The following is a 24,103-nucleotide window of genomic DNA, read 5'->3' as shown; positions in this document are numbered from 1 at the left end:
GCCCTGCCCACGCTTCAGATTTCCGGGCAAGTGACGAAATCTCCTTCACAGGGCGGTGGCTGACGCGGCCCGCTCGTTTTTCCTGATCCTTTCCTCCCACGGAGGCTTTCATGTCCACCCCGATGAAATTCCTGATCGTTGACGACTTCTCCACCATGCGCCGCATCGTGCGAAACCTGCTCAAGGAGATCGGGCACGCCGATGCCGACGAGGCCGAAGACGGCGCGATCGCGCTGAGCAAGCTGCGCAACGGCGCCTTCAATTTCGTGGTGTCTGACATCAACATGCCCAACATGAACGGCTTCGAGCTGCTGGCGCAGATCAAGCAGGACGAGAAACTCAAGCACCTGCCGGTGCTGATGGTGACCGCCGAGGCGCGCAAGGAAGACATCGTGATGGCGGCGCAGAACGGTGCGGCCGGTTACATCGTCAAGCCCTTCACCAAGGCCACCCTGGAAGAAAAGCTCGCGAACATCTTCAAGAAGCTCGGCATCTAAGGGGGCCGCACCATGAACGAACAACAAGAAGCGGCGTCGTCGGGCAACCCCGACATGTTCCGCCAACTCGGCACGATCACGCGGCAGCTGCACGACGCGCTCAAGGAGCTGGGCTACACCGACAAGCTCAAGGGCACGGTCGACCAGCTGCCCGACGCGCAGAGCCGCCTGTCCTACATCGCGCGGCTGACGGGCGAGGCCGCTGAAAAGGTGCTCAACCACGTGGACGAAGGCAAGGCCGAGCAGGCCAGGATCGCCGAGCGGGGCCGCCAGCTGATCGACACCATCTCCCGCGTCCCCGGCCTGGCGCGCGCCATGCCCGAGCTGCTGGAGTGGTCGAAAGACATCGTGGACCTGAGCGACAAGTCCGACGCGCGCCTCACCGAGATCATGATGGCGCAGGATTTCCACGACCTCACCGGCCAGGTCATCGGCCGTGTGGTGCAGCTCGCCGGCACGATAGAAGAACAGCTCCTTGGCCTGCTGCTGCAATCGGCCCCTGGCGGCCAGCCCGGCCAGGACCATGCCATCGTGGACCAGCCCGCCCTGGCCGGCCCGGTGGTGAACGCCGAAGGCCGCACCGACGTGGTGAGCAGCCAGGCCCAGGTCGACGACCTGCTGGCCAGTTTGGGGTTCTGACCCCCGCGGCGCTTCGCGCCACGCCCTTGCAGGGCGCAATGCCAGTGGCCCGGCGCCCCCCGGGCCCGCGGTGCAGCGAGAAAAGCGCCATGCAACCGCGTCTTATCGCCCTTTAGTTTTTCCGGGTGGCTTCCAGAATCGGGTTCACCGATCAGTGAACCCGCCCCATGGACTCCTCCGCCCAAGACAAGAACCTGCCAGCCACCGCGCAGCGCCTGAAAAAGGCGCGCGACGATGGCCAGGTGCCGCGTTCCAAGGACCTGTCCAACCTGGCCGTGCTGGGTGGCGGCGCCCTCGTCCTGGTCGCGCTGGCCCCGGTCGGCTTCGAAAAACTGCGCAGCGCCCTGCAAGGCCAGCTGCGCTTTGACCACCAGACCCTGCTCAAGCCCGAACTCGCCACCGAGCGCCTGGTGGACGGCTTCGCGCAGGGCCTCATGCTCTATCTGCCGCTGGGCGTGGCCGTGCTGGGCATCGTGCTGCTCGCGGCCTTCGGCTCCGGCAGCTGGGCCTTGAGCACCAAGCCGCTCATGCCCGACCTCAGCCGCGTCAACCCCCTCAAGGGCATCGGCCGCCTCTTCACCAAACAGCAGTTGTTCGACACCGCCAAGCTCGCCGCGATCTCGGCCGTCGTCGGGCTGGTGGCCTGGCAGTTCCTGTCGTCCCACGTGCAGGACTTCGCCATGCTGGTGATGCAGCCGCTGGAGTCGGGCCTGGGCCAGCTCGGCCGCTGGCTCATGCTGGGCGTGGGCCTGCTGCTGATGGTGGTGGCGCTGGTGGCGGTGATCGATTTCCCGGCGCAGAAATTCCTGCATGCGCAGCGCATGCGCATGTCGCACCAGGAGGTGAAGCAGGAGCACAAGGAAGCCGAGGGCGATCCGCACTTCAAGTCCCGGCGCCGCGCGATGCAGCGCGAGATGGCCCAGCGCAACAGCGTGGGCGCCGTGCCCAAGGCCGACCTGGTGGTGATGAACCCGACCCACTATGCCGTGGCGATCCGCTACGACGACGCCAGCATGAACGCACCGCGCGTGATCGCCAAGGGCGCGGACCTGCTGGCCATGAAGATCCGCGACGTGGCCAAGGCGCACAAGGTGCCGGTGCTGCAGTCGCCCATGCTGGCGCGCGCGCTGTACGCCCACGCGGAGATCGACGACGAGATCCCGTCGGCGCTCTACACCGCCGTGGCCCAGGTGCTGGCCTACGTGTACCAGCTCAAGGCCGCCATGAAGGGCCAGGGCGCCATGCCCGCGGCGCAGCCCGAGCCCCTGGTGCCGCCCGAGCTCGATCCGCATTTCAAGAAACCCGCCAAAGAGGCCTCTGAATGAACCTGCAAGCGCTGCAGCAATGGTTGAACCGCAACGCCAGCTGGGCCGGCGGCCTGGCCGCACCGATGCTGGTCATCACCATCCTGTCGATGATGGTGCTGCCGCTGCCGCCCTGGCTGCTGGACACCTTCTTCACGCTCAACATCGCGCTGGCGCTGGTGGTGATGATGGTGGCGGCCTACATGAAGCGCCCGCTGGACTTCTCGGTGTTTCCCACCGTGCTGCTGCTCACCACGCTGCTGCGCCTCTCGCTCAACGTGGCCTCCACCCGCGTGGTGCTGCTCGAAGGCCACACCGGCCCCGGGGCGGCCGGCGCGGTGATCGAGGCCTTCGGCCACTTCCTCATCGGCGGCAACTTCGCGGTCGGTTTCATCGTGTTCGCGATCCTGGTGGTGATCAACTTCGTGGTGATCACCAAAGGCTCGGAGCGCATTGCCGAAGTCTCGGCCCGCTTCACCCTGGACGCCATGCCCGGCAAGCAGATGGCGATCGATGCCGACCTCAACGCCGGCCTGATCGATGACAAGGAAGCCAAGCGCCGCCGCCGCGAGGTGGGTGAGGAGGCCGAGTTCTTCGGCTCCATGGACGGTGCCTCCAAGTTCGTGCGCGGCGATGCCATCGCCGGCATCCTGATCCTGTTCATCAACATCATCGGCGGCTTCATCATCGGTGTGTTGCAGCACGGCCTGTCGGCCGGCCAGGCCGCCGACAACTACATCCTGCTGGCCGTGGGCGACGCGCTGGTGGCCCAGATCCCCTCGCTGCTGATCTCGGTGGCCGCGGCCATGGTGGTCTCGCGCGTGGGCAAGGACGAAGACCTGGGCGTCCAGGTGATGCAGCAGATGTTCCTCTCGCCCAAGGTGCTGGGCATCACCGCGGCCGTGCTGTTCATGCTGGGCATCGTGCCGGGCATGCCGCACGCGGTGTTCCTGAGTTTCGCGGCCGTCGCCGGTGCGCTGGCCTACTGGGTGGCGCGCGAGCAGGCCAAGCCCGCGCCGGTGCCCGAGGCGCCGGCCGTGCAGGGCGACGGCGAGGCCACGTGGGACGACCTGCAGCCGGTGGACCTGCTGGGCCTGGAGCTGGGCTACCGCCTGATCGCCATGGTGGACAAGACGCGCCAGGGCGACCTGCTGACCCGCATCAAGGGCGTGCGCAAGAAGTTCGCGCAGGAAGTGGGTTTCCTGCCGCCGGCGGTGCATGTGCGCGACAACCTGGAACTGCGCCCCAGCGCCTACCGCATCACCCTGCGTGGCGTGGTGGTGGGCGAGGGCGAGGTGTTCCCGGGCATGTTCCTGGCGATCGACCCGGGTGGCATCGGCACGCCGCTGATCGGCACGCCCACGACCGACCCCGCGTTTGGCCTGCCCGCGCACTGGATCGACGAAAAGCAGCGCGAGAACGCGCAAATGGCGGGTTTTACCGTGGTTGATTCCGAGACCGTGTTGGCCACGCATCTTTCACACTTGATGCAAGTCCAGGCGGCCAAGTTGCTGAGCCGGACGGAGACCCAGGACCTGGTTGAACACGTCACCCGCCTGGCCCCCAAACTGATCGAAGAAGTCGTGCCCAAAATGGTCCCGGTTGCCACCTTCCAGAAAGTCCTCCAGCTGCTGCTGGAAGAGTCTGTGCATGTGCGCGACATCCGCACCATCATCGAGTCGCTGGCCGAGCACGCCCCCCACACCACCGACCCGGCCGAGCTGGCCCGCCGCGTGCGCATGGCGCTCTCGCCGGCCATCGTGCAGCAGATCTACGGCCCGGTGAAAGAGCTCGAAGTCATCGCCATCGAGCCCGGCCTGGAGCGGCTGCTGATGCAGGCCCTCTCGGGCAGCGCCAACGGCGCGCTGGACCCGGGCGTGGCCGAGATGCTGAGCAAATCCGCCACCGACATCGCCAACCGCCAGGAAGAGAAGGGCGTGCCCGCCTGCCTGCTGGTGCCCGACGCCATCCGCAATGCCATGTCCCGCCTGCTGCGCCGCGCCGCGCCGCGCCTGCAGGTCCTGGCGCACAGCGAAATACCTGAAACCCACCTGATCCGCATCGGCCCGATCCTTGGAGAACTTGCAGCATGAACATCCAACGCTTCATTGCCCCCACGTCCCGCGAAGCCATGAACAAGGCGCGCAAGACCTTTGGCGACAGCGCCGTGATCCTCTCCACCCGCAACACCGCTGACGGTTTCGAGGTGATGGCCGCCGCCGAGGAAAGCCTGGCGTCGCTGGCCGACCATGCCAACGCCGCGCCGGCGGCCGTCGCCGCCGCGCCTGCGCGCCCCCGGGCCTCGGCCACCGGCTCGCTGGCCGCACCGCAGTCGGTGCAGAGCGACACCGAGACGCTGGCGATGAGCACCCTGTCGTTCCAGGACTATGTCCGCGAACGCATGCTGCGCAAGCGCCGCGAGGCCCTCAACGGCACGCCTGCGGTGGCCGCCGATGCCGCGCCCGCGGTCGAGCGCCGCTCGCCCGCCCCGGTGGCCGCGCCTCAGATCGTGGCCCGGCCCGAGCCGATCGAGGTGCCGGTGCAGCGCTTCAACCAGCCCGAGCCCATCGTGGCGCGCAAGCCTGTCCCGATCCGCACCCGCTCCAGCGAGCCGGCCTGGGAAGACTCGCAGCCGCCGTCCACGCGCTTTCCCAGCCATGACGACAGCCGCATGGCGGTGGAGCTCTCGGCGCTCAAGGACATGATCGAGGAGCGCTTCAACACCCTGGCCTGGCTGGGTTCGTCCAAGCAGAACCCGATCCAGTCCAACCTGATGCTCAAGATGATCCGCGCCGGTTACTCGCCCGCGATGTCGCGGGCGGTGCTCGAGCGGGTGCCGGCCGAAGCCAACGCCGCCGAGGCGGTGCGCTGGCTGATGGACGTGATCACCCGCAACCTCAAGGTCGTGGCGCCGGGTGCCGGCCTGTGCGACGAAGGCGGCGTGGTCTCGCTGGTGGGCGCCACGGGCGTGGGCAAGACCACCACCGCCGCCAAGCTGGCCGCACAGTGCGTCAAGCAGTACGGCGCCGGGAGCGTGGGCCTGATCACGCTGGACACCTACCGCGTCTCCGGCTTCGAGCAGTTGCGCGCCTTCGGCCGCATGCTGGGGGTCGTCGCCCACCTGGCGCACGACCGCGCCGCGCTCAAGGACCTGCTCAACCTGCTGGGCAACAAGCGCCTGGTGATCATCGACACCGCCGGCCTGGGCCAGCGCGACCAGCGCATCCAGGACATGCTCGACGTGCTCGACATTCCCAAGGTCAAGAAGACCCTGGTGCTCAACGCCGGCTCGCAGGGCGACACGCTCGACGAGGTGCTGACCTCGTTCAAGGCCAGCTCGCTGCACGGTGTGGTGCTCTCCAAGGTGGACGAGGCCGTCAAGCTCGGCCCGGCGCTGGACGCGCTGATTCGCCACCAGGTGACGCTGCGCGGCGTGGCCAACGGCCAGCGCGTGCCCGAAGACTGGCAGAACGCCGACGCGGCTTCGCTGGTGCGCCTGTCCATGGGCACGCAGGGCAAATCGGCCTACGACCCGCAACCCACCGACATGGGTTTCTTCTTTGCCCAGGCTTCTGGCCGTGGCATCGATCTGGGGGCGGCCCATGTTTGAACCCGGCTTCGATCAGGCCGCCGGACTGCGGGGCGAAGCGCCCGTGGGCTGTCCGGTGCTGGTGCCGGTGTCCAGTCCGGCGCAGCCCGCACGCGCCTACGAATGGCTCTGCACGCTGGCCACCGCGCTCACGGCCGAAGGCCGCGCGGTGGTGATCGTGGACGGCACGGCCTCGGAAGCCAGCCGCCACGATGGCGCCCAGCTGGGCCTGATGCGCGTGCTGCAGGACCCTTCCATCGCCCACCTGGAGCACCCCATGGAGGGCGCGGACTGGCTCGTGATCCCCGGCGCCGCCGGCCTGCAGGCCCTGCAGGAGACGGCGCAGGCCGCGGGCAGCGAGGTCGCGCTCTCGCGCCTGCTGACTCCCTTTGCCTCGGGCGCGGTGGTGCTGCTGTTCGCGCCCGCCTTTTCGCTGGCGGCCCTGCTGTACGGCCTGGGTGCCCGCGCGCTGGTGCCGGTGATCGAGCAACCGCAGTCCAGCATCGATGCCTACGGCGCGGTCAAGCTGCTGGACGCGGCCGGCCTGGCGCCGGTGCTCGCCCCGCTGGCCTCGGGCGCCCCCGCCTCGTTGCAGACCGTGGTGCACACCGTGATCGACACCGCGCAGCGCCACCTCGGTCTGTCGCTGGACAGCTGGCCGGTGGCCACCTGGGCGCTGCGCGCGCAGGAGAGCGCGATCGAGCGGCCCCGCCCGAACCACGCGCACGGCTACCACGGCCTGGTGCCCGGTGCCTTGCGCACCGCCCGCCCGGCGGCCGCCGCCCCTTCTCTCTGGAGCTGAAGATGTACACCGCCAAAGGCACCCTCAACCGGGACGACCAGTTGCGCAAATACAGCCCGCTGGTGCGCCGCCTCGCTCACCACATGATCGCCAAGCTGCCGCCGAGCGTGGAGCTCGACGACCTGATCCAGGTCGGCATGATCGGCCTGACCGAAGCGATCGCGCGCTTCGAGCCCACCCAGGGCGTGCAGTTCGAGACCTTCGCCAGCCAGCGCATCCGTGGCGCGATGATCGACGAGCTGCGCGAAGGCGACTGGATGTCGCGCGGTTCGCGCAAGAGCCAGAAAGACATCGAACAGGCCGTGCACCGCCTGCAGCAGAAGCTGCACCGCGTGCCCAAGGAAAGCGAGATCGCCGCCGAGATGGGCATGAGCCTGGCCGACTACCAGCACCTGCTGGCCAAGGTGCGCGGCACCCAGCTCGTGTACCTGGAGGACATCAGCGGCAACAGCGACGACGAAGACGGCTTCCTGGACCGCCACATGGGCGATCACGAAGCCGATCCCTCGGCCGTGCTGCAAGACCACCGCATGCGCACCGCGCTGGTGGCGGCCATCAAGGTGCTCCCCGAGCGCGAACAGCAGATCATGTCGATGTACTACGAGCACGACATGAACCTCAAGGAAATCGCGGCCGTGCTCGGCGTCACCGAGTCGCGCATCTGCCAGCTGCACAGCCAGTCGATCGCTCGGCTGCGGTCCAAGCTGCGGGCGCATTGACAGAATCACCCCCCTGCGCCGCTGCGCGGCTTCCCCCCTCCGTGGCGCGCCTTCGGCGCTTCGAGGGGGGACGGCAGCTTGGGCCGGCGCAGCCGGACCCTCGCTGCCCCTGGTGGCATTGCCTTTGGCGTGGCGGCTGCCTCAGATGCGTTTGAACAGGCCCGGGTAGTCGAGCACGATGCCTTCTTCGTCCACCGGCAAGTCCACCTGGAAACCGCTGCCGTCCAGGCTCTCGAAGCGGTAGAGCCGCTCGGCCAGGCGGGTGTAGGCCTGCGGTTTGGCCTGCACCGTGAGGTCGGGGGCGTTGACCCAGGCCATGCGGAATTCACGGCGCTCGCCCACGGCCATGGGTTCGCGCCGGATCGGAAAGCTGTTGGTGAAGGGGGTGGGCCAGATGTCGATGTCCAGGCAGCCCTCCAGTTCACTCAGCGCACGGTGGTTGCTGTCGTGCCAGTGGCCTTGGCCGTCGGTGCGCAGGCTCAGCGCGCGCGAGGCCCGTTCGGTGTCCACCAGCAGGTCGGCCCGGCGCAGTTGCCAAGAACGACCCCAGGCCAGCCGGTAGCTGAGGCGAAACGGGCCGCTGCTTTCGTCGAACGCGAGCACGACGGCGCTGGCCTCGGTGTCCGACAGCAGGAGGTGTTCCAGCCCCACGCCGCGCCGGGCAGGGTTCCATGTGGGCTGCCAGCAGAGGGTGCGGGTGTCGGTCCGGGCCATGGGGAGGCCTACGGGGCGGGCCGGGGCGGCAAGGGTTTGCTTTTCATGGTCACGGCCGCGGCTTGCGGCTGGCGTGCGCCTTTCCTGGCGCGCTGGCTGTGGTGGGCGAGGTGAGCACGGGGTTGTTCCGCCTGGCCTAGGATGGAGGTCCCCATTCCGACACCGAGCTCGCACGCATGGTTCCCTTGAACGACTGGCTGCTCTTTGCCGGCGCCGCCCTGCTGATGGCGCTGACGCCCGGCCCCAACATGGTCTACCTGATCTCGCGCTCGATCTGCCAGGGCCGGCGCGCCGGGGTGATCTCGCTGTTCGGGGTGGTGGCCGGTTTCCTGGTGCACATGTTCACCGCCGCGGTGGGACTCACGGCGCTGTTCATGGCCGTGCCGCTGGCCTATGAAATCCTCAAGTGGGCGGGCGCGGCCTACCTGCTGTACCTGGCCTGGCAGGCGGTCAAGCCCGGGGCGCGCTCGCCCTTCGAGGCGCGCGACCTGCCGCAGGACTCGCCACGCAAGCTGTTCGCCATGGGGTTTCTCACCAACCTGCTCAATCCCAAGATCGCGGTGTTCTACCTGGCGATCTTTCCGCAGTTCGTCTCGCCCGCGAACGGCTCGGTGTTCGCGCAGAGCGTGGTGCTGGGGCTGACCCAGATCGTCTTGAGCTTCGGCGTCAACCTGAGCATCGCCCTGTCGGCCGCGACGCTGGCGCGCTGGTTCCAGCACAACCGACGCTGGCTGGCGGTGCAGCGCTATGTGATGGGCGGCGTGCTGGCCGCGCTGGCGGTGCGGCTGGCCGCCGAGCAGCGCCGCGTGGCCTGACAACCGGCCGCCTGCGCCTCAGTAGGAGCGCAGCGCGATGCCCCAGTGGCCGGCCGAGCAGGTCACGATCCAGACATTCAGGTACCGGCTGAGCACCTCGCCTGCCGCATTGCGCCGCGTGTAGTCCACCAGGAAATGCACCTTGTTGGCGCTGGCGAGCACCTGGGTGATCGACTCGATGTGCGAGCGTGCCCAGCCGGTGGCGCTCAACGAGGCGAAGAAGTCCCTCGGGAGCTGGCCCGGGCCGGCCCATTCCAGGCGGTGCGCGCCGGAGAGCATGGTGTGCGGGAAGTTCAACTCGGCGTCCATGCCGACCAGATCCTCGGCGTTGAAGGCGGCGCTGAATCGTTCGATGCAGGCCCGGGCTTCAACCGCGTCGCCGGTCTCGCCTTTGCCCGATCCGTCCGGGGCGTGGATCTCGTTCATGGCAGGGGAAAGAGAAGTCGATGTGCCGTGATGGTGGTGCTCACGACGGGCGGCGTCAACCCTGCTGGCAGAGCGCACCGGGGTGTTCCCAGCCGGAGCCATCGCGGGGCCATTCGACCAGCACGCCTTCTTCGGTCTGGGCGACCACCCGGCCGTCCACGCGGTCCAGGCTGCCTTTGTGAAGGCGGTTGACTCGGGCGCCGGCCGCGAACTGGGGCGCCTGGAAATAGGATTTGAGCAATTCGATCATGGTCTGGGTCTCGGGATCGGGGTGGGGGTCAGAAGGCGCCATGGTGGTGGTGGCCTCGCTGGGCCTGGTCCCATCGGCGTTGCATGTCCTCCAGCTGGTGGAGGCTCTTGGCGGTGCTGAGGTATTCCTCCAGCCCGTCGGATGCGCCCGCCGCAGCGCGGCGGAAAAAGTGGGCGACGGCACCAGCCAGTCGGGTCCACAAGGAATGGAGCAAGGTGTTCATGACAGTCAATCTAAGGGTTAACCCGTATTTTAGAAGGGCTGCCGCTCAAATGGTGTCTTTATCAGTTGGGCTAATGAGATATCAGAGCTGTCCGCTCAAAGACGACGATGCGAGCGGATCACGGCCGCAGACGCAAAAAAACCGGCAGAAGCCGGTTTTTTGACGGGAGATGGGACAGCTCAGGCCGTCAGGAAGCCGCGTCCCGCGCCGCCGAGCGGCGAGGGTTTGACCATGCGGCCGTAGGTGGGCTGCCGTTGCATGGACTGCTGGGGCAACAGGCTGGCGACGGCGCGCTCGTTTTGCGCGTTGGAGCGCAGCACGGCCTGGCGCAGCTGGGCGAATCGGTGCGCGGCGCTCTGGGTGTCGCGGCGCAGCGGGCTTTCGGGGTCGGCGAAGGCGGGTGTGCGGGGGGCCTGCTGCAGCACGGCCTGCATGGCCGCGCTGGCCTGTTCCACACCGGGCGCATCGCCGCGCAGCAAGGCGGCTTCGAGCGCGTCGAGTTCGGCCTGCAACGCGTCGATCCAGGGTTGGTGGGGCGTCGTCGTTGCGGCTGAGGTCATGGCGTGATCGGTGGTGGGTGGGGAAATCAGGCCCTGCTGCTGCCGTTGAGCATTTCGGCGGCGTTGGCCAGCATCTTGTCGGCGATGGCTTCGGCATTCACCTGGAAGCTGCCATTGGCGATCGCGGCCTTCATGGCTTCGACTTTTTCCGCGTTGAACACCTCGTTGCCGCCCGAGCCCAGCGCCGAGACGGTGGAGGAGGACAGCGTCACGGTCACGCCCTGGGGCTTGGCCGTGGGGGCGCCAGCGGCGGCCAGTTCGGCGACAGCGGCGGGTTTTTCGGCGGCCTTCTGGGGACCACCGGCCACGGAACCTATGTAGGAATCGGGTGACGAATCGACTTTCATTTCACGCTCCAAACCCCGTAGTCAGGGTGATGTGTGAGAACTATCGACCTGGGTGGAGCGAACTTTAGGCATTTTTGAGGTGCCGGTCCGGGCAATTCGTCACGTTGGCGGGGCCGCTGCGGACGCCCGGCTCAAAGCGCCATCTCAACGGTCTGGTCTTCCTGCACCAGACCGGTGACCACCCGCCCGCCGGGCAGGCGGATGCGGGCGGACTGTCCGACCAGGCCGGCGGTGAGCGCCAGGCCGGTCACGGAAATGCTGAACCCGGTGCCGCTGCTGTTGACCCGCACCTGGTCGCCGGCGGCAAAGGCCTTGCTCGGGCGCACCATGTTCTGGCGGATCGCCAGGCCCGGGGTGAGGGCGAAGGCGGTTTGCTGGCCAACCCACATCTCGGGGCGGGCCAGCACGGTGACGGGGCTGGCCGCCCAATCCACTTCGGCCAGTTCGGCGTCTTCTTGAGTGAGGGTGGCGCCGGCGTCCACCGGGCGCTTGATCACCCAGGCCGGGCCGAAGGCCCTGACCGTGACCGGCACGTAGACGTTCCAGCGCGAAGGGCCTTCGACGCAGCGCAGGCCGATGCGGCTGCGGCCCCACAGGCGCGAGCCGGCCGGCAGGTGGGGTTCGACCTTGGCGCAGGGCGCCAGGCGCAGGCGGGTGTCGAGTGTGCCCATCACGACCTCGGTGCGCAGGGGCAGGGCGTCGTCTTTGGGGATGGCCGCGTCCAGTGCGGGCTGCAGCCACTCGCGCGCGGTCTTCTCCAGTTCGTCGGTCTGGGGGGTTGCGTGGGCCGTGCCCAGGCCCGGCAGCAGCAGGGCCAGGGCCCAGCCACAGGCGGCGAGCAGGCGGTGCAGGGTGGGGCGCATGGACGGTCTCCAATGGGGGGTCAGGGCTGCACTGTAGGTGGGGGGCGGGACGGACAAAGGCGGGAAAAGGCTTGAAAAGCGGCGCTTGTTCCGGCCATTGCCCATCCTCAAGATTTTCATACTCCTTCCAACCCCCCGCCCGGTGTCAGGAGTTGCCTCCATCGACCCGGCCGGCCCCGAAACCTCGCTGGAGTGGACGATGCTTGAACAGATGACCGGCCGGCTGGACTTCCATGCCAACGCCCTGCTGCTGCGCTCTCAGCGCCAGCAGGTGATCGCCAGCAACATCGCCAACGCGGACACGCCCGGCTACGTCGCGCGCGACTTCGATTTCGCCAGCGCGCTCAAGAACGTCTCGGGCATGCAGGCCGGCGCCACGGCGGGCGTGGCCCAGACCAATGCCCAGCACATGCGCCTGGGCACCACCAGCGCGGGCCCGGCCCGGCCCGACATGGCCTACACGGTGCAGACGCAGCCCAGCCAGGACGGCAACTCGGTCGACCTGGACCGCGAGCGCGCCAACTTCGTGGACAACAGCGTGCGCTACGAGTCCACGCTGCGTTTCATCAATGGTCACGTAAAGACCATGTTGAGTGCCATCACGGGTCAATGAATATGAACACCCCCCGCGTCGCCTTCGGCGCCACCCCCCTGAAGGGTGGCAACACCTGCGGCCCGGCAAAGCCGGTTCCGCGGTGTTTCTGGTTTGCACCTTTTCACGCTTTGCGTGGTTGAAAGGATCTGGTATGTCGATGTTCTCCATTTTCGGTGTCTCGGGCAGCGCGGTCAGTGCGCAGTCCCAGCGCCTCAACGTGGTGGCCTCCAACCTGGCCAACGCGGACGCGGTGGCCGGGCCGGACGGCACGACCTACAAGGCGCGCCACATCCTGTTCCAGACCGTGCCCATGGGGGGCGACGGCAGCGCCGGTGTGAAGGTGCAGAACATCGTGGAGAGCGACGCGCCGGGTCGGCGTGTGCACAACCCCACGCACCCCAGCGCCGATGCCGAGGGGTATGTCACGCACGCCAACGTGAACCCGGTCGAGGAGATGGTCAACATGATCTCGGCCTCGCGCTCGTACCAGAACAACGTCGAGGTCATGAATACGGCCAAGTCGCTGTTGCTCAAGACCCTGCAGATGGGGCAGTGAGCCCAACACCCGGAAAGACCTGAGCCATGTACATCACCCCCATCGACACCAGCAAACTGGGTACCGAGATCGGTAGCACCACGGGCACCACCGCCAAGAACAGCATGGACCCGAAGGCCTCGCAGGACCGGTTCCTCAAGCTGCTGGTGGCGCAGCTCAACAACCAGGACCCGCTCAACCCGATGGACAACGCGCAGATGACGACCCAGATGGCGCAGATCAACACGGTCAGCGGCATCCAGGAACTCAACGCCACGCTCAACAACATGGCCGCACAGTTCTCCTCGCAGACCGCGCTGCAGGGCACCTCGCTGATCGGCCGCGAGGCCCTGCTGCCTGGCGACAAGCTGACCTTCAAGGACGGCCAGGCCAAGGCGGCGTTCTCGCTCGACACCAAGGCCACCGACGTGAAGGTCGACATCCTGGGCACCAACGGCGAGGTCATCAAGACCGTCGAGATGGGCGCGCTGGGCAGCGGCCTGCACCGCTTCAACTGGGACGCCGAGGGTGTGGACCCGTCCAAGGTCAAGGGCTTCAAGGTGCGCGCGGTCGACGGCAGCGAGCCCGTGGACACCGTGTCGCTGCAGCGCATGACGGTGGATTCGGTGAGCTTCTCCGGCGGCTCCATCTACATGCTGCTGCAGGACGGCAGCACCCGCGCCTACAACGACGTGCTCGCGTTCATGTGAGCGCCTGAGCCTTTCCCAACACAACGCTTTTCCCTTCAAAGGACATCACCATGGCATTCCAGCAAGGACTCTCCGGCCTGAACAGCGCCAGCCGAAACCTCGACGTGATCGGCCACAACATCGCCAACGCCAACACGGTCGGCATGAAGAGCTCGCGCGGCGAGTTCGGCGAGCTCTACGCCAGCTCGGTGAACGCGGCCGGTGGCGTGAACTCCGGCATCGGCGTGGCGCTGACCACGGTGTCGCAGCATTTCACGCAGGGCAACATCACCGTCACGGGCAACGACCTGGACGTGGCCATCAACGGCTCGGGTTTCTTCGAGCTCAACATGCCCAACGGCACCGTGGCCTACAGCCGCGCCGGCATGTTCAAGCTCGACAGCAGCGGCAACATCGTCACCAACGGCGGCGCCAACCTCATGGGCTATCCCACTTCGCCGGACGGCACGCGCCTGAGCTTTGACTCGCAGCCGCTGCGCCTGCCCACGGGCGGCCCGATTCCGGCGCGCCAGACCACCCGCATCCTGGCCGAGTTCAACCTCGATGCCCGCGCGCCAGTGGCGGCCACGCAGACGCCGCCCACGCCGCTGTCCACCTACGGCACCTCCCTGATCGCCTACGACCCCCAGGGTGTGGAGGTGCCGGTGGCGCTGAGCTTCGAGAAGATCGGCAACAACCAGTGGAATGTGTACACCGGCGTCAATGGCGCCGACCCCGCGCTGTCGACGCCCTTCGTGGTGAACTTCCTCAGCGACGGCTCGCTCGATCCGGCGACGGTGATCCCGCAGCTCACGCTGACCTCGCCCAACGATCCGGCCGTGGTTTTCAACGTGGACCTCGATTTCGGCAACGCGACGCAGTACGGCACCAACTTCGCCGTCAGCGACCTGGACCAGGACGGCTACCGCCCGGGCCAGTTCATCGGCCTGAAGATCGGCGAGGACGGCATGGTCAGCGGCCAGTACTCCAACGGCGAGACCCGCGCGGCCGGCCAGATCGCGCTGGTCAACTTCCGCAACACCCAGGGCCTGCAGCCCATGGGCGGCGGCAACTGGACGGCCACCTTCACCTCCGGCGACCCGCTGCACGGCGAACCCGGCACCGGCAACTTCGGCGCGCTGCGCTCGGGTGCGCTGGAAGACTCCAACGTGGACATCACCGCCGAGCTGGTCAACATGATGACCGCCCAGCGCACCTACCAGGCCAATGCGCAGACCATCAAGACGCAGGATCAGGTGCTGAGCACCCTCCTGAACATGCGCTGAACATGAAACACCCCTGCCGCGCTGCGCACGACCCCCTCAAGGGGGCGGCATTGGCCGTCCGGCAAAGCCGGACCGGCGGTGCCTCTGGTCGAAGCCATCTCGCACGCACCGGCATCTGTATTCGAAGGAGCCCCGCATGGACCGCATGATCTACACCGCGATGACCGGCGCCAACGCCGCGCAGTACCGGCAGCAGGTGCTGGCCAACAACCTGGCCAACGTGTCCACGCCGGGCTTTCGCGCCGAGCTCTCCACGTTCCGCGCCGTGCCAGTGCGCGGCGACGGGGCGAGCACGCGCGTGTTCGCCCTGGAAGCCACGCCCGGCCACTCCGATCTGCCGGGTTCGATCGCCGCCACCGGCCGCAATCTGGACGTGGCCGCGCGCGGCAATGCCTACTTCGCGGTGCAGGGGCTGGACGGCACCGAGGCCTACACCCGCGCCGGCGCGCTCGAAGTCAACCAGGACGGCACCCTCGTCAGCGGCCAGGGCCTGCCCATGCTGGGCGACGGTGGCCCGATCGTGATTCCCGAAGGCGCGCGCGTGGACATCGCCTCCGACGGCACCGTGAGCACGCGCATCGGCAACCAACCCTCGCAGACCGTGGGCCGCCTCAAGATGGTCACGCCCGACGCCGACAACCCGCTGCGCCGCAGCGAGGACGGCCTGTTCCGCGGCCCGCAGGGCGACCCGCTGCCCGCCAGCGACGTGGCCCGTCTGCAGGACGGCGCGCTCGAAGGCTCCAACGTCAATCCCATGGAGGCCATGGTGGGCATGATCGCCGTGGCCCGCCAGTTCGAGGTGCAGATGCGCATGCTGCAGAACGGCGAAACCAACGACAAGACCGCCAGCCAGCTGCTGAGCATGAATGGATAAGAAGCACCCCCCGCGTCGCCTTCGGCGCCACCCCCCTGTGAGGGGGGCGATACCTGAGGCCCGGCGAAGCCGGTTCCTCGGTATCTCTGGACGAAGGCTACTGCCGCCGATGAACCGGGCTTAACTGAAACAAGGAAGAAGCACCATGATCAACTCGCTGATGATTTCCAAGACCGGCATGCAGGCGCAGCAGATGCAGCTGGATGTGATTTCGAACAACCTGGCCAACGTGTCCACCAACGGCTTCAAGCGCGCCAACGCCGTGTTCGAAGACCTGATGTACCAGAACCTGCGCCAGGTGGGCGCCAACACGGCCGAGCAGGCCGAGCTGCCCACGGGGCTGCAGGTCGGCCTGGGGGTGCGCACCGTGGCCACCTCGCGCAACTTCTCGCAGGGCAGCCTGCAGCAGTCGGACAACCCGCTGGACCTGGCTGTCAACGGCAATGGCTTCTTCCAGGTCGAGATGCCCGACGGCACCACCGCTTACACGCGAGATGGCAGTTTCAAGGCCGACGCGCAGGGCCGCATCGTGACCAACAGCGGCTACCCGCTGACCGCCGGCATCACCGTGCCGGCCCAGGCGCAGAGCGTCACAGTGTCGGCCGATGGCGTGGTGACCGTCAAGCTGCCGGGCAACCCCGCACCGCAGCAGATCGGCAACATCGAGCTGGCCAGCTTCATCAACCCGGCCGGCCTGGAGCCCCTGGGCCAGAACCTGTATGCCGAGAGCCTGGCCTCGGGCAACCCCATCAACGGCGCGCCCAACTCGGCCGGCATGGGCTCGCTGATGCAGGGCTACGTCGAAACCTCCAACGTCAACGTGGTGCAGGAACTGGTGACCATGATCCAGACCCAGCGCGCCTACGAGATGAATTCGAAAGCCATTCAAACCTCTGACCAGATGCTGCAGCGCCTGAGCCAGCTCTGAAGGTGACCACCCCGCCACGGCCTGCGGCCGTGACCCCTCTGAATTGAGGCACTTCTCTCGAAAGATGTGTATGAAACGCTCGATACCTCTCCTTACCGTGCTGCTGGCATCCGCCTTCTTTCTGGGTGGTTGTGAAACGCTGCAGCGCACGCCCCAGGTGGACCTGGTGCCCGCCCAGCCGGTGCGCTACGCGCAGCAGGCCCCCGTTGCCGCGCCCGCCGTCACGGTGGCGCCCGGCGGCAGCCTGTTCCAGGCCGTGAGCTACCGGCCAGCGTTCGAAGATCCGCGCGCGCGCATGCCCGGCGACATCCTCACGGTGCAGATCACCGAGCGCATCAGCGCGACGCAGAAGTCCTCGTCGTCGGTGGACCGCAGTGGCAGTGCCTCGGCCGGCATCTCTGCGCTGCCCTTCATCAGCCCGAGCAGCTCGCTGCTGGGCAAGCTCGACGTGGGCGCGAATTCGTCCAACAAGTTCGCCGGCAATGGCGAGACCGAAAACGCCAACAACTTCACGGGCTCCATCACGACCACGGTGCAAGAGGTGCTGCCCAACGGCCACCTGCTGGTGGTGGGCGAGAAGCAGATCGGTGTGAACCAGAACGTGGACGTGCTGCGCTTCTCGGGCACGGTGGACCCGCGGCAGATCCGCCCTGGCAATGTGGTGGCCTCCACCCAGGTGGCCAATGTGCGCGTCGAGTCGCGAGGACGCGGCCAGCAGGGCGAAGCGCTTTCAATTGGCTGGTTGGCACGGTTCTTTTTGACCGTTCTCCCGTTCTGACGCCGTTGCATGATGAGTCACCCCCGCCGCACTGCGTGCGACCCCCTCAAGGGGGCGGCGCTGGCGGCCCGGCAAAGCCGGTTCCGCGGCGCCCTGGAAGGGATGCCTTTCGCTCCGGAAGTTCTTTGGAACCCATGAAATGACTATCGACCGCTTCTTCCGATACTTGATGCTGACGTGCAGCGCGCTGGCCGTGTTGCCCGCCGCCGCCCAGGCGATCCGCATCAAGGAGATTGCGGCGGTGCAGGGCGTGCGCAGCAACCAGCTGACGGGCTACGGCCTGGTGGTGGGCCTGGACGGCACGGGCGACCAGACCACGCAGATGCCCTACACCACGCAGAGCCTGAACAACTACCTGCAGCAGCTCGGCCTCTCGCTGCCGCCGGGGGCGAACATGCAGTTGAAGAACGTCGCGGCCGTGATGGTCACCGCGCAGCTGCCCGCCTTCGCCCAGCCCGGGCAGGCCATCGACGTGACCGTCTCCTCCGTCGGCAACGCCAAGTCGCTGCGCGGCGGCACGCTGATCACCACGCCGCTCAAGGGCGCCGATGGCGAGATCTACGCGCTCGCGCAGGGCAACCTGCTGGTCGGCGGCGCGGGCGCCTCGGCCGGTGGCAGCAAGGTGCAGGTCAACCACCTGAGCGCCGGGCGCGTGCCCGGCGGTGCGCAGGTCGAACGCGCGGTGGCCACGCCTTTCGCGCTGGGCGAGACCATCGACCTGGGCCTGAACGCCAACGACTTCCAGACCGCCAGCCGCGTGACCGATGCCATCAACAAGGCCATGGGTGCGGGCGTGGCCAGCGCCGTGGACGGCCGCGTGGTGCGCCTGCGCGCGCCGGCCGACCCCAGCCAGCGCGTGAGCTTCCTGGCCAAGGTGGAAGACATCCGCCTGGATGCCACCATTCCGATGGCGCGCGTCATCATCAACTCGCGCACCGGCTCCATCGTGATGAACCAGGCCGTCACGCTCGGCGCCTGCGCGGTCTCGCACGGCAATCTCTCGGTGAGCATCAGCTCCACCCCCGTGGTCAGCCAGCCCAACCCGCTGTCCGTGGGCGGGCAGACGGTGGTGACGGAGAAGGCCGACATCCAGATCCGCCAGGACAAGGGCTCGCTCGTGAAGATCGACACCGCACCGCAGCTCTCTGACGTGGTGCGCGCACTGAACTCGCTCGGTGCCACGCCGCAGGACCTGCTGGCCATCCTCCAGGCCATCAAGGCCTCTGGCGCGATGAACGCGGAACTCGAAGTCATCTGAGCATGAACACCCGTGCCCTCACGCCCAGCGGCCTGGCCGCCGACCCGACAGCGCTCAACGCGCTGCGCTACGGCTCGGGCAAGGGCGACGACAAGGCCGCGCTGAAAGAAGCGGCCAAGCAGTTCGAATCGCTTTTCATGCGCGAGCTCATCAAGAGCATGCGCGAAGCCACGCAGAAGTCCGGCCTGATGGACGGCGAGGGCAGCAACCTGGGCATGGACTTGCTCGACCAGCAGTTCTCGGTGCAGCTCTCGGGCCTGCCCGGCGGGTTGTCCGAAGCGATCGAGCGCCAGCTCGGCCGCCAGATGTCGAACACCGACGCGACCAGGGGCCTGAGCAAAGGTGGCGCCGAGGCGCTGTCGGCCGGCGGCGACACCAGCACCGTGGGCCGCGCCAGCGCAGGCCCGCGCCAGTCGGGGTTTGTCGAGCAGCACAGCGAGGCCGCGGCCACCGTGGCGCGCGAGTCGGGCATTCCCGCCAGTTTCATGATCGGCCAGGCCGGGCACGAGACCGGCTGGGGCCGCAGCGAGATCAGGAACGCCGACGGCTCACCGTCGCACAACCTGTTCGGCATCAAGGCCACCGACAGCTGGAAGGGCAAGGTCGCCGAGATCACGACCACCGAGTACGTCAACGGCGAGCCGCGCAAGGTGACCGCCAAGTTCCGTGCCTACGACTCCTACGCCGACTCGTTCCGCGACTACGCCCGCCTCATCGGCAACAGCCCGCGCTACGAAGGCGTGATGGACCAGCTGCATTCCGTGCAAGGCTTCGCCAGCGGCCTGCAGAAGGCCGGCTACGCCACCGACCCGCAGTACGCCGCCAAGCTCAGCCGCGCGATCAACACCACCCTGACGCTCCAGCGCGCCCAGGGCTGACCGAGACCCCGCCATGCCCTCCCTCAACATCGGTGCCCGCGCGCTCAATGCCAACCTTGCCGCCCTGCAGGTCATCGGCAACAACATCGCCAACGTCAACACGCCCGGCTACTCGCGCCAGAACGTCATCCAGCAGACGTCCGGCTACCAGCAGATGGGCAACGGCTACTTTGGCATGGGCATGGAGATCGCCACCGTCGAGCGCTCGCACAACCAGTACCTGACGCGCGAGGCGCAAAAGGCCGGCTCGGTGGCCGCTGCCGACGCCCTGCGCTACGCCCGCCTGCAGCAGCTCGAAAGCGCCTTCCCCACCGGCTCGGCCGGTCTGGGAACCGCGCTCAACGACATGCTCAACGCCTGGACCGACGTCTCGTCCTCGCCCACCAACCTCACCGCGCGCGTGGTCGTGATCGCCAAGGGCGAAGAGCTCGCCTCGCGCCTGCGCAACACCGCCGCGCAGATCGATTCGCTGCAGAACACCACCAAACAGCAGGTGGGCGGTGCGGTCACCATCATCAACGGCCTGGCGCAAGACCTGGCCAAGGTCAACGAGCGCATCACCGAGAGCCAGGGCAATGGCCACACGCCCAACGACCTGCTGGACCAGCGCGACAAGATCCTGAGCGACCTGAACAAGTACGTCCAGACGACCAACGTGCCGTCGGACAGTGGTGCCGTGAGCGTGTTCATCGCCGGCAGCCAGCCGCTGGTGCTGGGTTCGCGCGCCAATGCGCTGGCCGCGGGGCAGGACAGCACCGACAGCGCGCGCGTCGCGCTTTCGTTCGTGCAGGGCGGCGTGAGCACCCCGATTCCCGACGCCAACCTCGGCGGCGGCGAACTCGCCGGCCTCATGCGCTTCATGAATCACGACCTGGTCGACACGCAGAACCTGCTGGGCCGCATGGCCCTGGCCACCGCCACCACCGTGAACAACCAGCACAAGCTGGGCGTGGACCTGCAGGGCAATGCGGGCCAGAACTTCTTCAACACGCCGGCCGCTGCGGTCGGTCTGGCCCGGCCGGGCAACACTGGCAACGCCGAGGTCAGCGCCAGCGTGGCCGACCCGACCGCGCTGGTCGCCTCCGATTACGAGCTGCGCTTCGAGGCCGCCGGCATGAGCGTGGTGCGCCTGTCCGACGGGACCGCCACCCCCGTGACCTCGCTGCCCGCCGTGGTCGACGGCCTCACCTTCAACCTCGACAGCGGCGCTGGCGCGACGGGCGACCGTTTCCTGGTGCGCCCCTACGCCGCCGCCGCGCGCGACCTGCAGGTGGCGATCGGCTCGCCCGACCGGCTGGCCGCCGCCAGCCCGGTCATGGTCACGCCCGGCACCGGCAACTCGGGCGGCCTGAGCGTGGAGAGCCTGTACGCCTCCTCGGCCTCGCCCAACCTGACCGACCCGGTCACCATCACCTTCCTGGCCGACGGCAGCTTCACCGCCACCGGCCTGGGCCCGGGCAACCCCGCGCCCGACAACCCTGGCCCGCCACCGAGCTACAACTTCAAGCCGGGCCAGTCCATCACGCTCAACGGCTGGAGCCTCACGATGCGCGGCAGCCCCGGGGCGGGTGACACCTTCAGCATCGGCGCCGCGCCCGCGGGGGCGATCTCGCAGAACGCGGGCAACGGCACCGGCATGCTGGCCCTGCGCGACCTGCCCACCTACGGCGGCGTGCCCCTGTCCGACGGCTATGTCAGCCTGTTCGCCGACATCGGCACGCGCGTGCAGGGCGCCAAGTTCGCCGCCGATTTCTCGGCCAACGTCGCCAACACCGCCGAGACCGCGCGCGCCAACGTGGCCGGCGTCAACCTGGACGAAGAGGCCGCGCGCCTGCTGCAATACCAGCAGGCCTACCAAGCCTCGGCCAAGTTCCTCCAGATCGCCCAGAGCACCTTCGACAGCCTGCTGCAGACCGTGGGCCGCTAGATATGAACACCCCCCTGCGCCGCTGCGCGGCTTCCCCCCTCTCTGGCGCGCCTTCGGCGCCTGGAGGGGAGACGGCATCCTGGGCCGGCGAAGCCGGACCCCTGATGCCCCTGGAAGCTCGCTCGCAAGATTGAGGAACTGACATGCGCATCGCCACCGCCCACACCTACGACAACACCATCGCCATCCTGACCCGCCGCCAGGCCGAGCTGGCCGCGCAGCAGGAGCGCGTGTCCACCGGCCTGCGTGTGCAGAAGGCCAGCGACGACCCGGTGGCCGCCACCCTGGCGGAGACCGCCGCCAACCGCCTGGCCCGCACCACCGCTGACATGCGCGCGCTGGAAGCCTCGCGCGCCAGCCTGCAGCAAGCCGAGAGCGGCCTGAAGGAATCGGGCGACCTGATCCAGCGCGTGCGCGACCTGCTGGTGACCGCCGGCAACGCCACCTTCACCGACGCCGAGCGCGAAGACGTGGCCAAACAGCTCGAAGGCCTGCGCGAGCAGCTCATCGCCGTGGCCAACCGCAAGGACAACGCCGGCCGCACCCTCTACGGTGGCCTGGGCGGCACCTCCACGCCCTTTGTGGACCTTTATGGCCCCAGCGGCAACGGCGTGCAGTTCGATGGCCAGCGCGGCCAGGCGGCCGCCGGCAACAGCTCGCTGCCGCAGGCGCTGGATGGCGACGCCATCTGGATGCGCGTGCCCCAGGGCAATGGCACCTTCACGCTCGACTTGCCCGTGGGCAACACCGGCAACGTGAGCACCACCATGGGCAACGTCACCAACGCCGCCGCGCTCACCGGCAACGACTACGACATCAGCTTCGCCGAAGTGGGTGGCGTGATGCAGTACACCGTGACCAACGCCACCACCGGCACGCCGGTGCCCGGCCACGTCGGCCAGCCCTACGTGGCCAACAAGACCATCGAATTCGACGGCATGTCGCTGGAGCTGCGCGGCACGCCCGCCGCCGGCGACCGCGTGGAACTGCGGCCGGTGACCACCACCACCGACATCTTCTCCGTCGTGCAGAACGCCGTGGACGCGCTGCGCTACAACGGGCCCAACGAAAGCGCGTACCACACCCAGGCGATGGCGCGCGCCATGACCGAGGTGGACGCCGGCCACGACCGCGTGCTCGCCGCCCGCGGTCGCGCTGGCGAATGGCTCAACCGCGCCGACTCGCTCAATGCCCAGATGGAAGATGGCTCCATCGCCCTCAAGACCGAGAATGCCCGCCTGGTCGAACTCGACCCGATCAAGGGCCTGTCCGACCTGCAGACCCAGCAACTCGGCCTGGAAGCCGCCATCAAGACCTACGCACAGGTGCAGCGCCTGTCGTTGTTCCAGGTGATCAATTGACCCGCGTCCTCTCCTTCTCATGATCATCAGCCACACCGTGCTCGACAGCATCGCACTGGGCTACGAGCCCGTGTGGAACCGTGCGCGCGAACTCGCCGCCGTGCGCCTGGGTGTGCGCGCCGTGCACCCCGAATCCGTCGACGCGGCCCACCTCATGCAGGCCCTGGGCGACGACTGGCCCGCCAGCGCGCCGGTGCTCATCCTCAGCGTGGACAGCCCCCGGCTGCTGCAGCAGGCGCTGGCCTGCGAGCCGGTTCAGAACACCTGGCTGGAAGTGCCCGCCACCCTGTTCGAGCAGCCCGAGACCCTGGCCCGCCTCACCGCTGGCGCCCGGCGCGGGCACCGGCTGCTGCGCCGCACCGACCTGGCTGCCGTGCGCGGCGAAGTCCTGGCCCCGGCCGACGCGCGCAACCTGCTCAAGCTCGGCGCCGAATCCGTGCCCGCCGGCCTGATCGGCCAGCTGGTCGAAGGCGTCACCACGCAAACCCTGGTGCGCCAATGCCTGGACGACGCGGGCGCCTGGGGCGTGCTGGGCTGGCCCGACAGCGACGTGCTGCATGCGCACCGCCACCAGCCGCTCAGCTACGACGGCGCGGTGGTCAAGCAGATCCTCATGGCCATCGGCGATGAAGACTGCTCCATCGAACACCTCGAACGCCTGGTGCGGCAAGACCCGGTGCTGGTCTACCGCATCCTGCTGATGGTCAACTCCGCCGCCTTTGGCGGGCGCCACGAAATCGGCTCGCTGCGCCACGCGCTCATGATGCTGGGCTTTCGCGAGCTGGGCCGCTGGCTGGCCGAACAGCTGCCCAACAGCGAACCCGACCGCGACCTGCACCCGGTGCGCTACGCCATGGTGATGCGCTCGCGCCTGGCCCAGCACCTGCTGGCCACCGGCTCCGAAGACAACCTGCGCGGCGAGGTCTACACCACCGCCTTGCTCTCGCAACTCGACCGCCTGCTGCACCAGCCGCTGGGCGAACTGCTCAACCGCCTGCCCCTCTCAGGCCGGGTGTTCGACGCCGTGCTGCGCCACGACGGCCCTTACCACCCGCTGCTCGACGTAGCGCGCGCCCTGGGCGAACCTGCCCAGCTGCACCGCCTGCCGTCGGTGTGCCAGCGCCATGACATCAGCCTGGAGCACGCCAACCGCGCGCTCATCCGCATGCTGGCCACCAGCCGCGACCACGCCAGCCCGAGGTCCGAGCGCCTGACGTAGAGGGCAAGGCCCGGGTCTTGCATGGTG

27 protein-coding genes are annotated in these 24,103 nt (G+C 68.1%); 20 read left to right on the top strand and 7 right to left on the bottom strand.

The window, feature by feature from the left end; translation table 11 throughout:
• Positions 1-110 precede the first annotated feature (110 nt).
• From cheY to KIT86_RS09360, 7 genes are all read left to right on the top strand, one after another.
• On the top strand, positions 111-497 hold the full coding sequence (gene cheY, locus KIT86_RS09390) for a chemotaxis response regulator CheY (RefSeq protein ID WP_297397577.1): 387 nt from the start codon (positions 111-113) through the stop codon (positions 495-497).
• 12 nt (positions 498-509) lie between these two features.
• Positions 510-1,136, top strand: a complete 627-nt coding sequence (locus tag KIT86_RS09385; RefSeq protein ID WP_297397575.1) for a protein phosphatase CheZ — start codon at positions 510-512, stop codon at positions 1,134-1,136.
• A gap of 167 nt (positions 1,137-1,303) precedes the next feature.
• Positions 1,304-2,461: an EscU/YscU/HrcU family type III secretion system export apparatus switch protein gene (locus KIT86_RS09380; RefSeq protein ID WP_297397573.1), complete on the top strand. Its 1,158-nt coding sequence runs from the start codon at positions 1,304-1,306 to the stop codon at positions 2,459-2,461.
• Complete coding sequence (gene flhA, locus KIT86_RS09375) at positions 2,458-4,533, top strand: flagellar biosynthesis protein FlhA (RefSeq protein ID WP_297397571.1); 2,076 nt, start codon at positions 2,458-2,460, stop codon at positions 4,531-4,533. Before KIT86_RS09380 ends, flhA begins: the two co-directional genes overlap by 4 nt.
• A complete protein-coding gene (gene flhF / locus KIT86_RS09370) occupies positions 4,530-6,050 on the top strand; it encodes a flagellar biosynthesis protein FlhF (protein ID WP_297397569.1) in 1,521 nt (506 codons plus the stop codon). Before flhA ends, flhF begins: the two co-directional genes overlap by 4 nt.
• The gene (locus KIT86_RS09365) at positions 6,043-6,831 is read left to right on the top strand and encodes a hypothetical protein (RefSeq protein WP_297397566.1); all 789 of its coding nucleotides are present in this window, start codon (positions 6,043-6,045) and stop codon (positions 6,829-6,831) included. Before flhF ends, KIT86_RS09365 begins: the two co-directional genes overlap by 8 nt.
• 2 nt (positions 6,832-6,833) lie before the next feature.
• The gene (locus KIT86_RS09360; RefSeq protein WP_291112634.1) at positions 6,834-7,550 is read left to right on the top strand and encodes an RNA polymerase sigma factor FliA; all 717 of its coding nucleotides are present in this window, start codon (positions 6,834-6,836) and stop codon (positions 7,548-7,550) included.
• A 141-nt stretch (positions 7,551-7,691) separates the two neighbouring features.
• Here KIT86_RS09360 and KIT86_RS09355 read toward each other — a convergent pair whose 3' ends face one another.
• The gene (locus KIT86_RS09355) at positions 7,692-8,264 is read right to left on the bottom strand and encodes a putative glycolipid-binding domain-containing protein (RefSeq protein ID WP_297397562.1); all 573 of its coding nucleotides are present in this window, start codon (positions 8,262-8,264) and stop codon (positions 7,692-7,694) included.
• Positions 8,265-8,440: 176 nt separating this feature from the next.
• Here KIT86_RS09355 and KIT86_RS09350 point away from each other — a divergent pair, with 176 nt between their 5' ends.
• A complete protein-coding gene (locus tag KIT86_RS09350) occupies positions 8,441-9,079 on the top strand; it encodes a LysE family translocator (protein WP_297397559.1) in 639 nt (212 codons plus the stop codon).
• Between the two features lie 18 nt (positions 9,080-9,097).
• On the opposite strand, the gene KIT86_RS09345 is transcribed toward KIT86_RS09350, so the two are convergent.
• From KIT86_RS09345 to flgA, 6 genes are all read right to left on the bottom strand, one after another.
• On the bottom strand, positions 9,098-9,505 hold the full coding sequence (locus KIT86_RS09345) for a hypothetical protein (protein ID WP_297397556.1): 408 nt from the start codon (positions 9,503-9,505) through the stop codon (positions 9,098-9,100).
• Between the two features lie 55 nt (positions 9,506-9,560).
• On the bottom strand, positions 9,561-9,797 hold the full coding sequence (locus tag KIT86_RS09340; protein WP_297397553.1) for a hypothetical protein: 237 nt from the start codon (positions 9,795-9,797) through the stop codon (positions 9,561-9,563).
• Positions 9,784-9,978: a hypothetical protein gene (locus tag KIT86_RS09335; RefSeq protein WP_297397550.1), complete on the bottom strand. Its 195-nt coding sequence runs from the start codon at positions 9,976-9,978 to the stop codon at positions 9,784-9,786. Before KIT86_RS09335 ends, KIT86_RS09340 begins: the two co-directional genes overlap by 14 nt.
• 179 nt (positions 9,979-10,157) lie before the next feature.
• Positions 10,158-10,538: a hypothetical protein gene (locus tag KIT86_RS09330; RefSeq protein WP_297397548.1), complete on the bottom strand. Its 381-nt coding sequence runs from the start codon at positions 10,536-10,538 to the stop codon at positions 10,158-10,160.
• A gap of 26 nt (positions 10,539-10,564) precedes the next feature.
• Positions 10,565-10,885 (bottom strand): flagellar biosynthesis anti-sigma factor FlgM, encoded by a 321-nt coding sequence (gene flgM, locus KIT86_RS09325; RefSeq protein WP_297397545.1) that lies wholly within the window; start codon positions 10,883-10,885, stop codon positions 10,565-10,567.
• Between the two features lie 131 nt (positions 10,886-11,016).
• Positions 11,017-11,748: a flagellar basal body P-ring formation chaperone FlgA gene (flgA, locus tag KIT86_RS09320; protein ID WP_297397543.1), complete on the bottom strand. Its 732-nt coding sequence runs from the start codon at positions 11,746-11,748 to the stop codon at positions 11,017-11,019.
• 199 nt (positions 11,749-11,947) lie between these two features.
• Between flgA and flgB the strand changes: the two genes are divergently transcribed.
• The 12 genes from flgB to KIT86_RS09260 all read left to right on the top strand — a co-directional run bounded on the left by flgB (position 11,948) and on the right by KIT86_RS09260 (position 24,076).
• Positions 11,948-12,361, top strand: coding sequence for a flagellar basal body rod protein FlgB (flgB, locus tag KIT86_RS09315; protein ID WP_297397587.1), 414 nt, complete (start codon positions 11,948-11,950; stop codon positions 12,359-12,361).
• Between the two features lie 133 nt (positions 12,362-12,494).
• Complete coding sequence (gene flgC / locus KIT86_RS09310) at positions 12,495-12,899, top strand: flagellar basal body rod protein FlgC (protein WP_297397541.1); 405 nt, start codon at positions 12,495-12,497, stop codon at positions 12,897-12,899.
• A gap of 26 nt (positions 12,900-12,925) precedes the next feature.
• Positions 12,926-13,588, top strand: coding sequence for a flagellar hook capping FlgD N-terminal domain-containing protein (locus KIT86_RS09305; protein WP_297397539.1), 663 nt, complete (start codon positions 12,926-12,928; stop codon positions 13,586-13,588).
• 50 nt (positions 13,589-13,638) lie between these two features.
• Entirely contained in the window at positions 13,639-14,853 is a 1,215-nt protein-coding gene (gene flgE, locus KIT86_RS09300; protein WP_297397537.1) for a flagellar hook protein FlgE, read from the top strand.
• A 136-nt stretch (positions 14,854-14,989) separates the two neighbouring features.
• Positions 14,990-15,727 (top strand): flagellar basal-body rod protein FlgF, encoded by a 738-nt coding sequence (gene flgF / locus KIT86_RS09295; protein WP_291112605.1) that lies wholly within the window; start codon positions 14,990-14,992, stop codon positions 15,725-15,727.
• Between the two features lie 145 nt (positions 15,728-15,872).
• Complete coding sequence (gene flgG / locus KIT86_RS09290; protein ID WP_297397532.1) at positions 15,873-16,655, top strand: flagellar basal-body rod protein FlgG; 783 nt, start codon at positions 15,873-15,875, stop codon at positions 16,653-16,655.
• 70 nt (positions 16,656-16,725) lie between these two features.
• Positions 16,726-17,433, top strand: coding sequence for a flagellar basal body L-ring protein FlgH (locus tag KIT86_RS09285; RefSeq protein WP_297397530.1), 708 nt, complete (start codon positions 16,726-16,728; stop codon positions 17,431-17,433).
• A gap of 169 nt (positions 17,434-17,602) precedes the next feature.
• Entirely contained in the window at positions 17,603-18,691 is a 1,089-nt protein-coding gene (locus KIT86_RS09280; protein ID WP_297397585.1) for a flagellar basal body P-ring protein FlgI, read from the top strand.
• A 2-nt stretch (positions 18,692-18,693) separates the two neighbouring features.
• A complete protein-coding gene (gene flgJ, locus KIT86_RS09275) occupies positions 18,694-19,569 on the top strand; it encodes a flagellar assembly peptidoglycan hydrolase FlgJ (protein ID WP_297397528.1) in 876 nt (291 codons plus the stop codon).
• A gap of 13 nt (positions 19,570-19,582) precedes the next feature.
• Entirely contained in the window at positions 19,583-21,496 is a 1,914-nt protein-coding gene (gene flgK / locus KIT86_RS09270; RefSeq protein WP_297397526.1) for a flagellar hook-associated protein FlgK, read from the top strand.
• Positions 21,497-21,639: 143 nt separating this feature from the next.
• Positions 21,640-22,857 (top strand): flagellar hook-associated protein FlgL, encoded by a 1,218-nt coding sequence (gene flgL, locus KIT86_RS09265; protein WP_297397524.1) that lies wholly within the window; start codon positions 21,640-21,642, stop codon positions 22,855-22,857.
• 19 nt (positions 22,858-22,876) lie between these two features.
• On the top strand, positions 22,877-24,076 hold the full coding sequence (locus KIT86_RS09260; protein WP_297397522.1) for an HDOD domain-containing protein: 1,200 nt from the start codon (positions 22,877-22,879) through the stop codon (positions 24,074-24,076).
• The last annotated feature ends 27 nt before the right edge of the window (positions 24,077-24,103 follow it).

The sequence above is a fragment of the Hydrogenophaga sp. genome, from assembly GCF_026125825.1.
GTDB lineage: Bacteria > Pseudomonadota > Gammaproteobacteria > Burkholderiales > Burkholderiaceae_C > Hydrogenophaga.
This window is presented reverse-complemented; position numbering and strand designations above follow the sequence as displayed.

Coding starts and splice junctions, on each gene's coding strand:
- cheY (WP_297397577.1), top strand. CDS start 111: ATGTCCACCCCGATGAAATTCCTGATCGTTGACGACTTCTCCACCATG.
- KIT86_RS09385 (WP_297397575.1), top strand. CDS start 510: ATGAACGAACAACAAGAAGCGGCGTCGTCGGGCAACCCCGACATGTTC.
- KIT86_RS09365 (WP_297397566.1), top strand. CDS start 6,043: ATGTTTGAACCCGGCTTCGATCAGGCCGCCGGACTGCGGGGCGAAGCG.
- KIT86_RS09260 (WP_297397522.1), top strand. CDS start 22,877: ATGATCATCAGCCACACCGTGCTCGACAGCATCGCACTGGGCTACGAG.
- KIT86_RS09335 (WP_297397550.1), bottom strand. CDS start 9,978: ATGAACACCTTGCTCCATTCCTTGTGGACCCGACTGGCTGGTGCCGTC.
- flgE (WP_297397537.1), top strand. CDS start 13,639: ATGGCATTCCAGCAAGGACTCTCCGGCCTGAACAGCGCCAGCCGAAAC.
- flhF (WP_297397569.1), top strand. CDS start 4,530: ATGAACATCCAACGCTTCATTGCCCCCACGTCCCGCGAAGCCATGAAC.
- flgA (WP_297397543.1), bottom strand. CDS start 11,748: ATGCGCCCCACCCTGCACCGCCTGCTCGCCGCCTGTGGCTGGGCCCTG.
- flgL (WP_297397524.1), top strand. CDS start 21,640: ATGCGCATCGCCACCGCCCACACCTACGACAACACCATCGCCATCCTG.
- KIT86_RS09340 (WP_297397553.1), bottom strand. CDS start 9,797: ATGGCGCCTTCTGACCCCCACCCCGATCCCGAGACCCAGACCATGATC.
- flgG (WP_297397532.1), top strand. CDS start 15,873: ATGATCAACTCGCTGATGATTTCCAAGACCGGCATGCAGGCGCAGCAG.
- KIT86_RS09360 (WP_291112634.1), top strand. CDS start 6,834: ATGTACACCGCCAAAGGCACCCTCAACCGGGACGACCAGTTGCGCAAA.
- flgK (WP_297397526.1), top strand. CDS start 19,583: ATGCCCTCCCTCAACATCGGTGCCCGCGCGCTCAATGCCAACCTTGCC.
- flgM (WP_297397545.1), bottom strand. CDS start 10,885: ATGAAAGTCGATTCGTCACCCGATTCCTACATAGGTTCCGTGGCCGGT.
- KIT86_RS09345 (WP_297397556.1), bottom strand. CDS start 9,505: ATGAACGAGATCCACGCCCCGGACGGATCGGGCAAAGGCGAGACCGGC.
- KIT86_RS09330 (WP_297397548.1), bottom strand. CDS start 10,538: ATGACCTCAGCCGCAACGACGACGCCCCACCAACCCTGGATCGACGCG.
- flhA (WP_297397571.1), top strand. CDS start 2,458: ATGAACCTGCAAGCGCTGCAGCAATGGTTGAACCGCAACGCCAGCTGG.
- flgC (WP_297397541.1), top strand. CDS start 12,495: ATGTCGATGTTCTCCATTTTCGGTGTCTCGGGCAGCGCGGTCAGTGCG.
- KIT86_RS09280 (WP_297397585.1), top strand. CDS start 17,603: ATGCTGACGTGCAGCGCGCTGGCCGTGTTGCCCGCCGCCGCCCAGGCG.
- KIT86_RS09305 (WP_297397539.1), top strand. CDS start 12,926: ATGTACATCACCCCCATCGACACCAGCAAACTGGGTACCGAGATCGGT.
- flgB (WP_297397587.1), top strand. CDS start 11,948: ATGCTTGAACAGATGACCGGCCGGCTGGACTTCCATGCCAACGCCCTG.
- flgF (WP_291112605.1), top strand. CDS start 14,990: ATGGACCGCATGATCTACACCGCGATGACCGGCGCCAACGCCGCGCAG.
- KIT86_RS09355 (WP_297397562.1), bottom strand. CDS start 8,264: ATGGCCCGGACCGACACCCGCACCCTCTGCTGGCAGCCCACATGGAAC.
- KIT86_RS09350 (WP_297397559.1), top strand. CDS start 8,441: ATGGTTCCCTTGAACGACTGGCTGCTCTTTGCCGGCGCCGCCCTGCTG.
- KIT86_RS09285 (WP_297397530.1), top strand. CDS start 16,726: ATGAAACGCTCGATACCTCTCCTTACCGTGCTGCTGGCATCCGCCTTC.
- flgJ (WP_297397528.1), top strand. CDS start 18,694: ATGAACACCCGTGCCCTCACGCCCAGCGGCCTGGCCGCCGACCCGACA.
- KIT86_RS09380 (WP_297397573.1), top strand. CDS start 1,304: ATGGACTCCTCCGCCCAAGACAAGAACCTGCCAGCCACCGCGCAGCGC.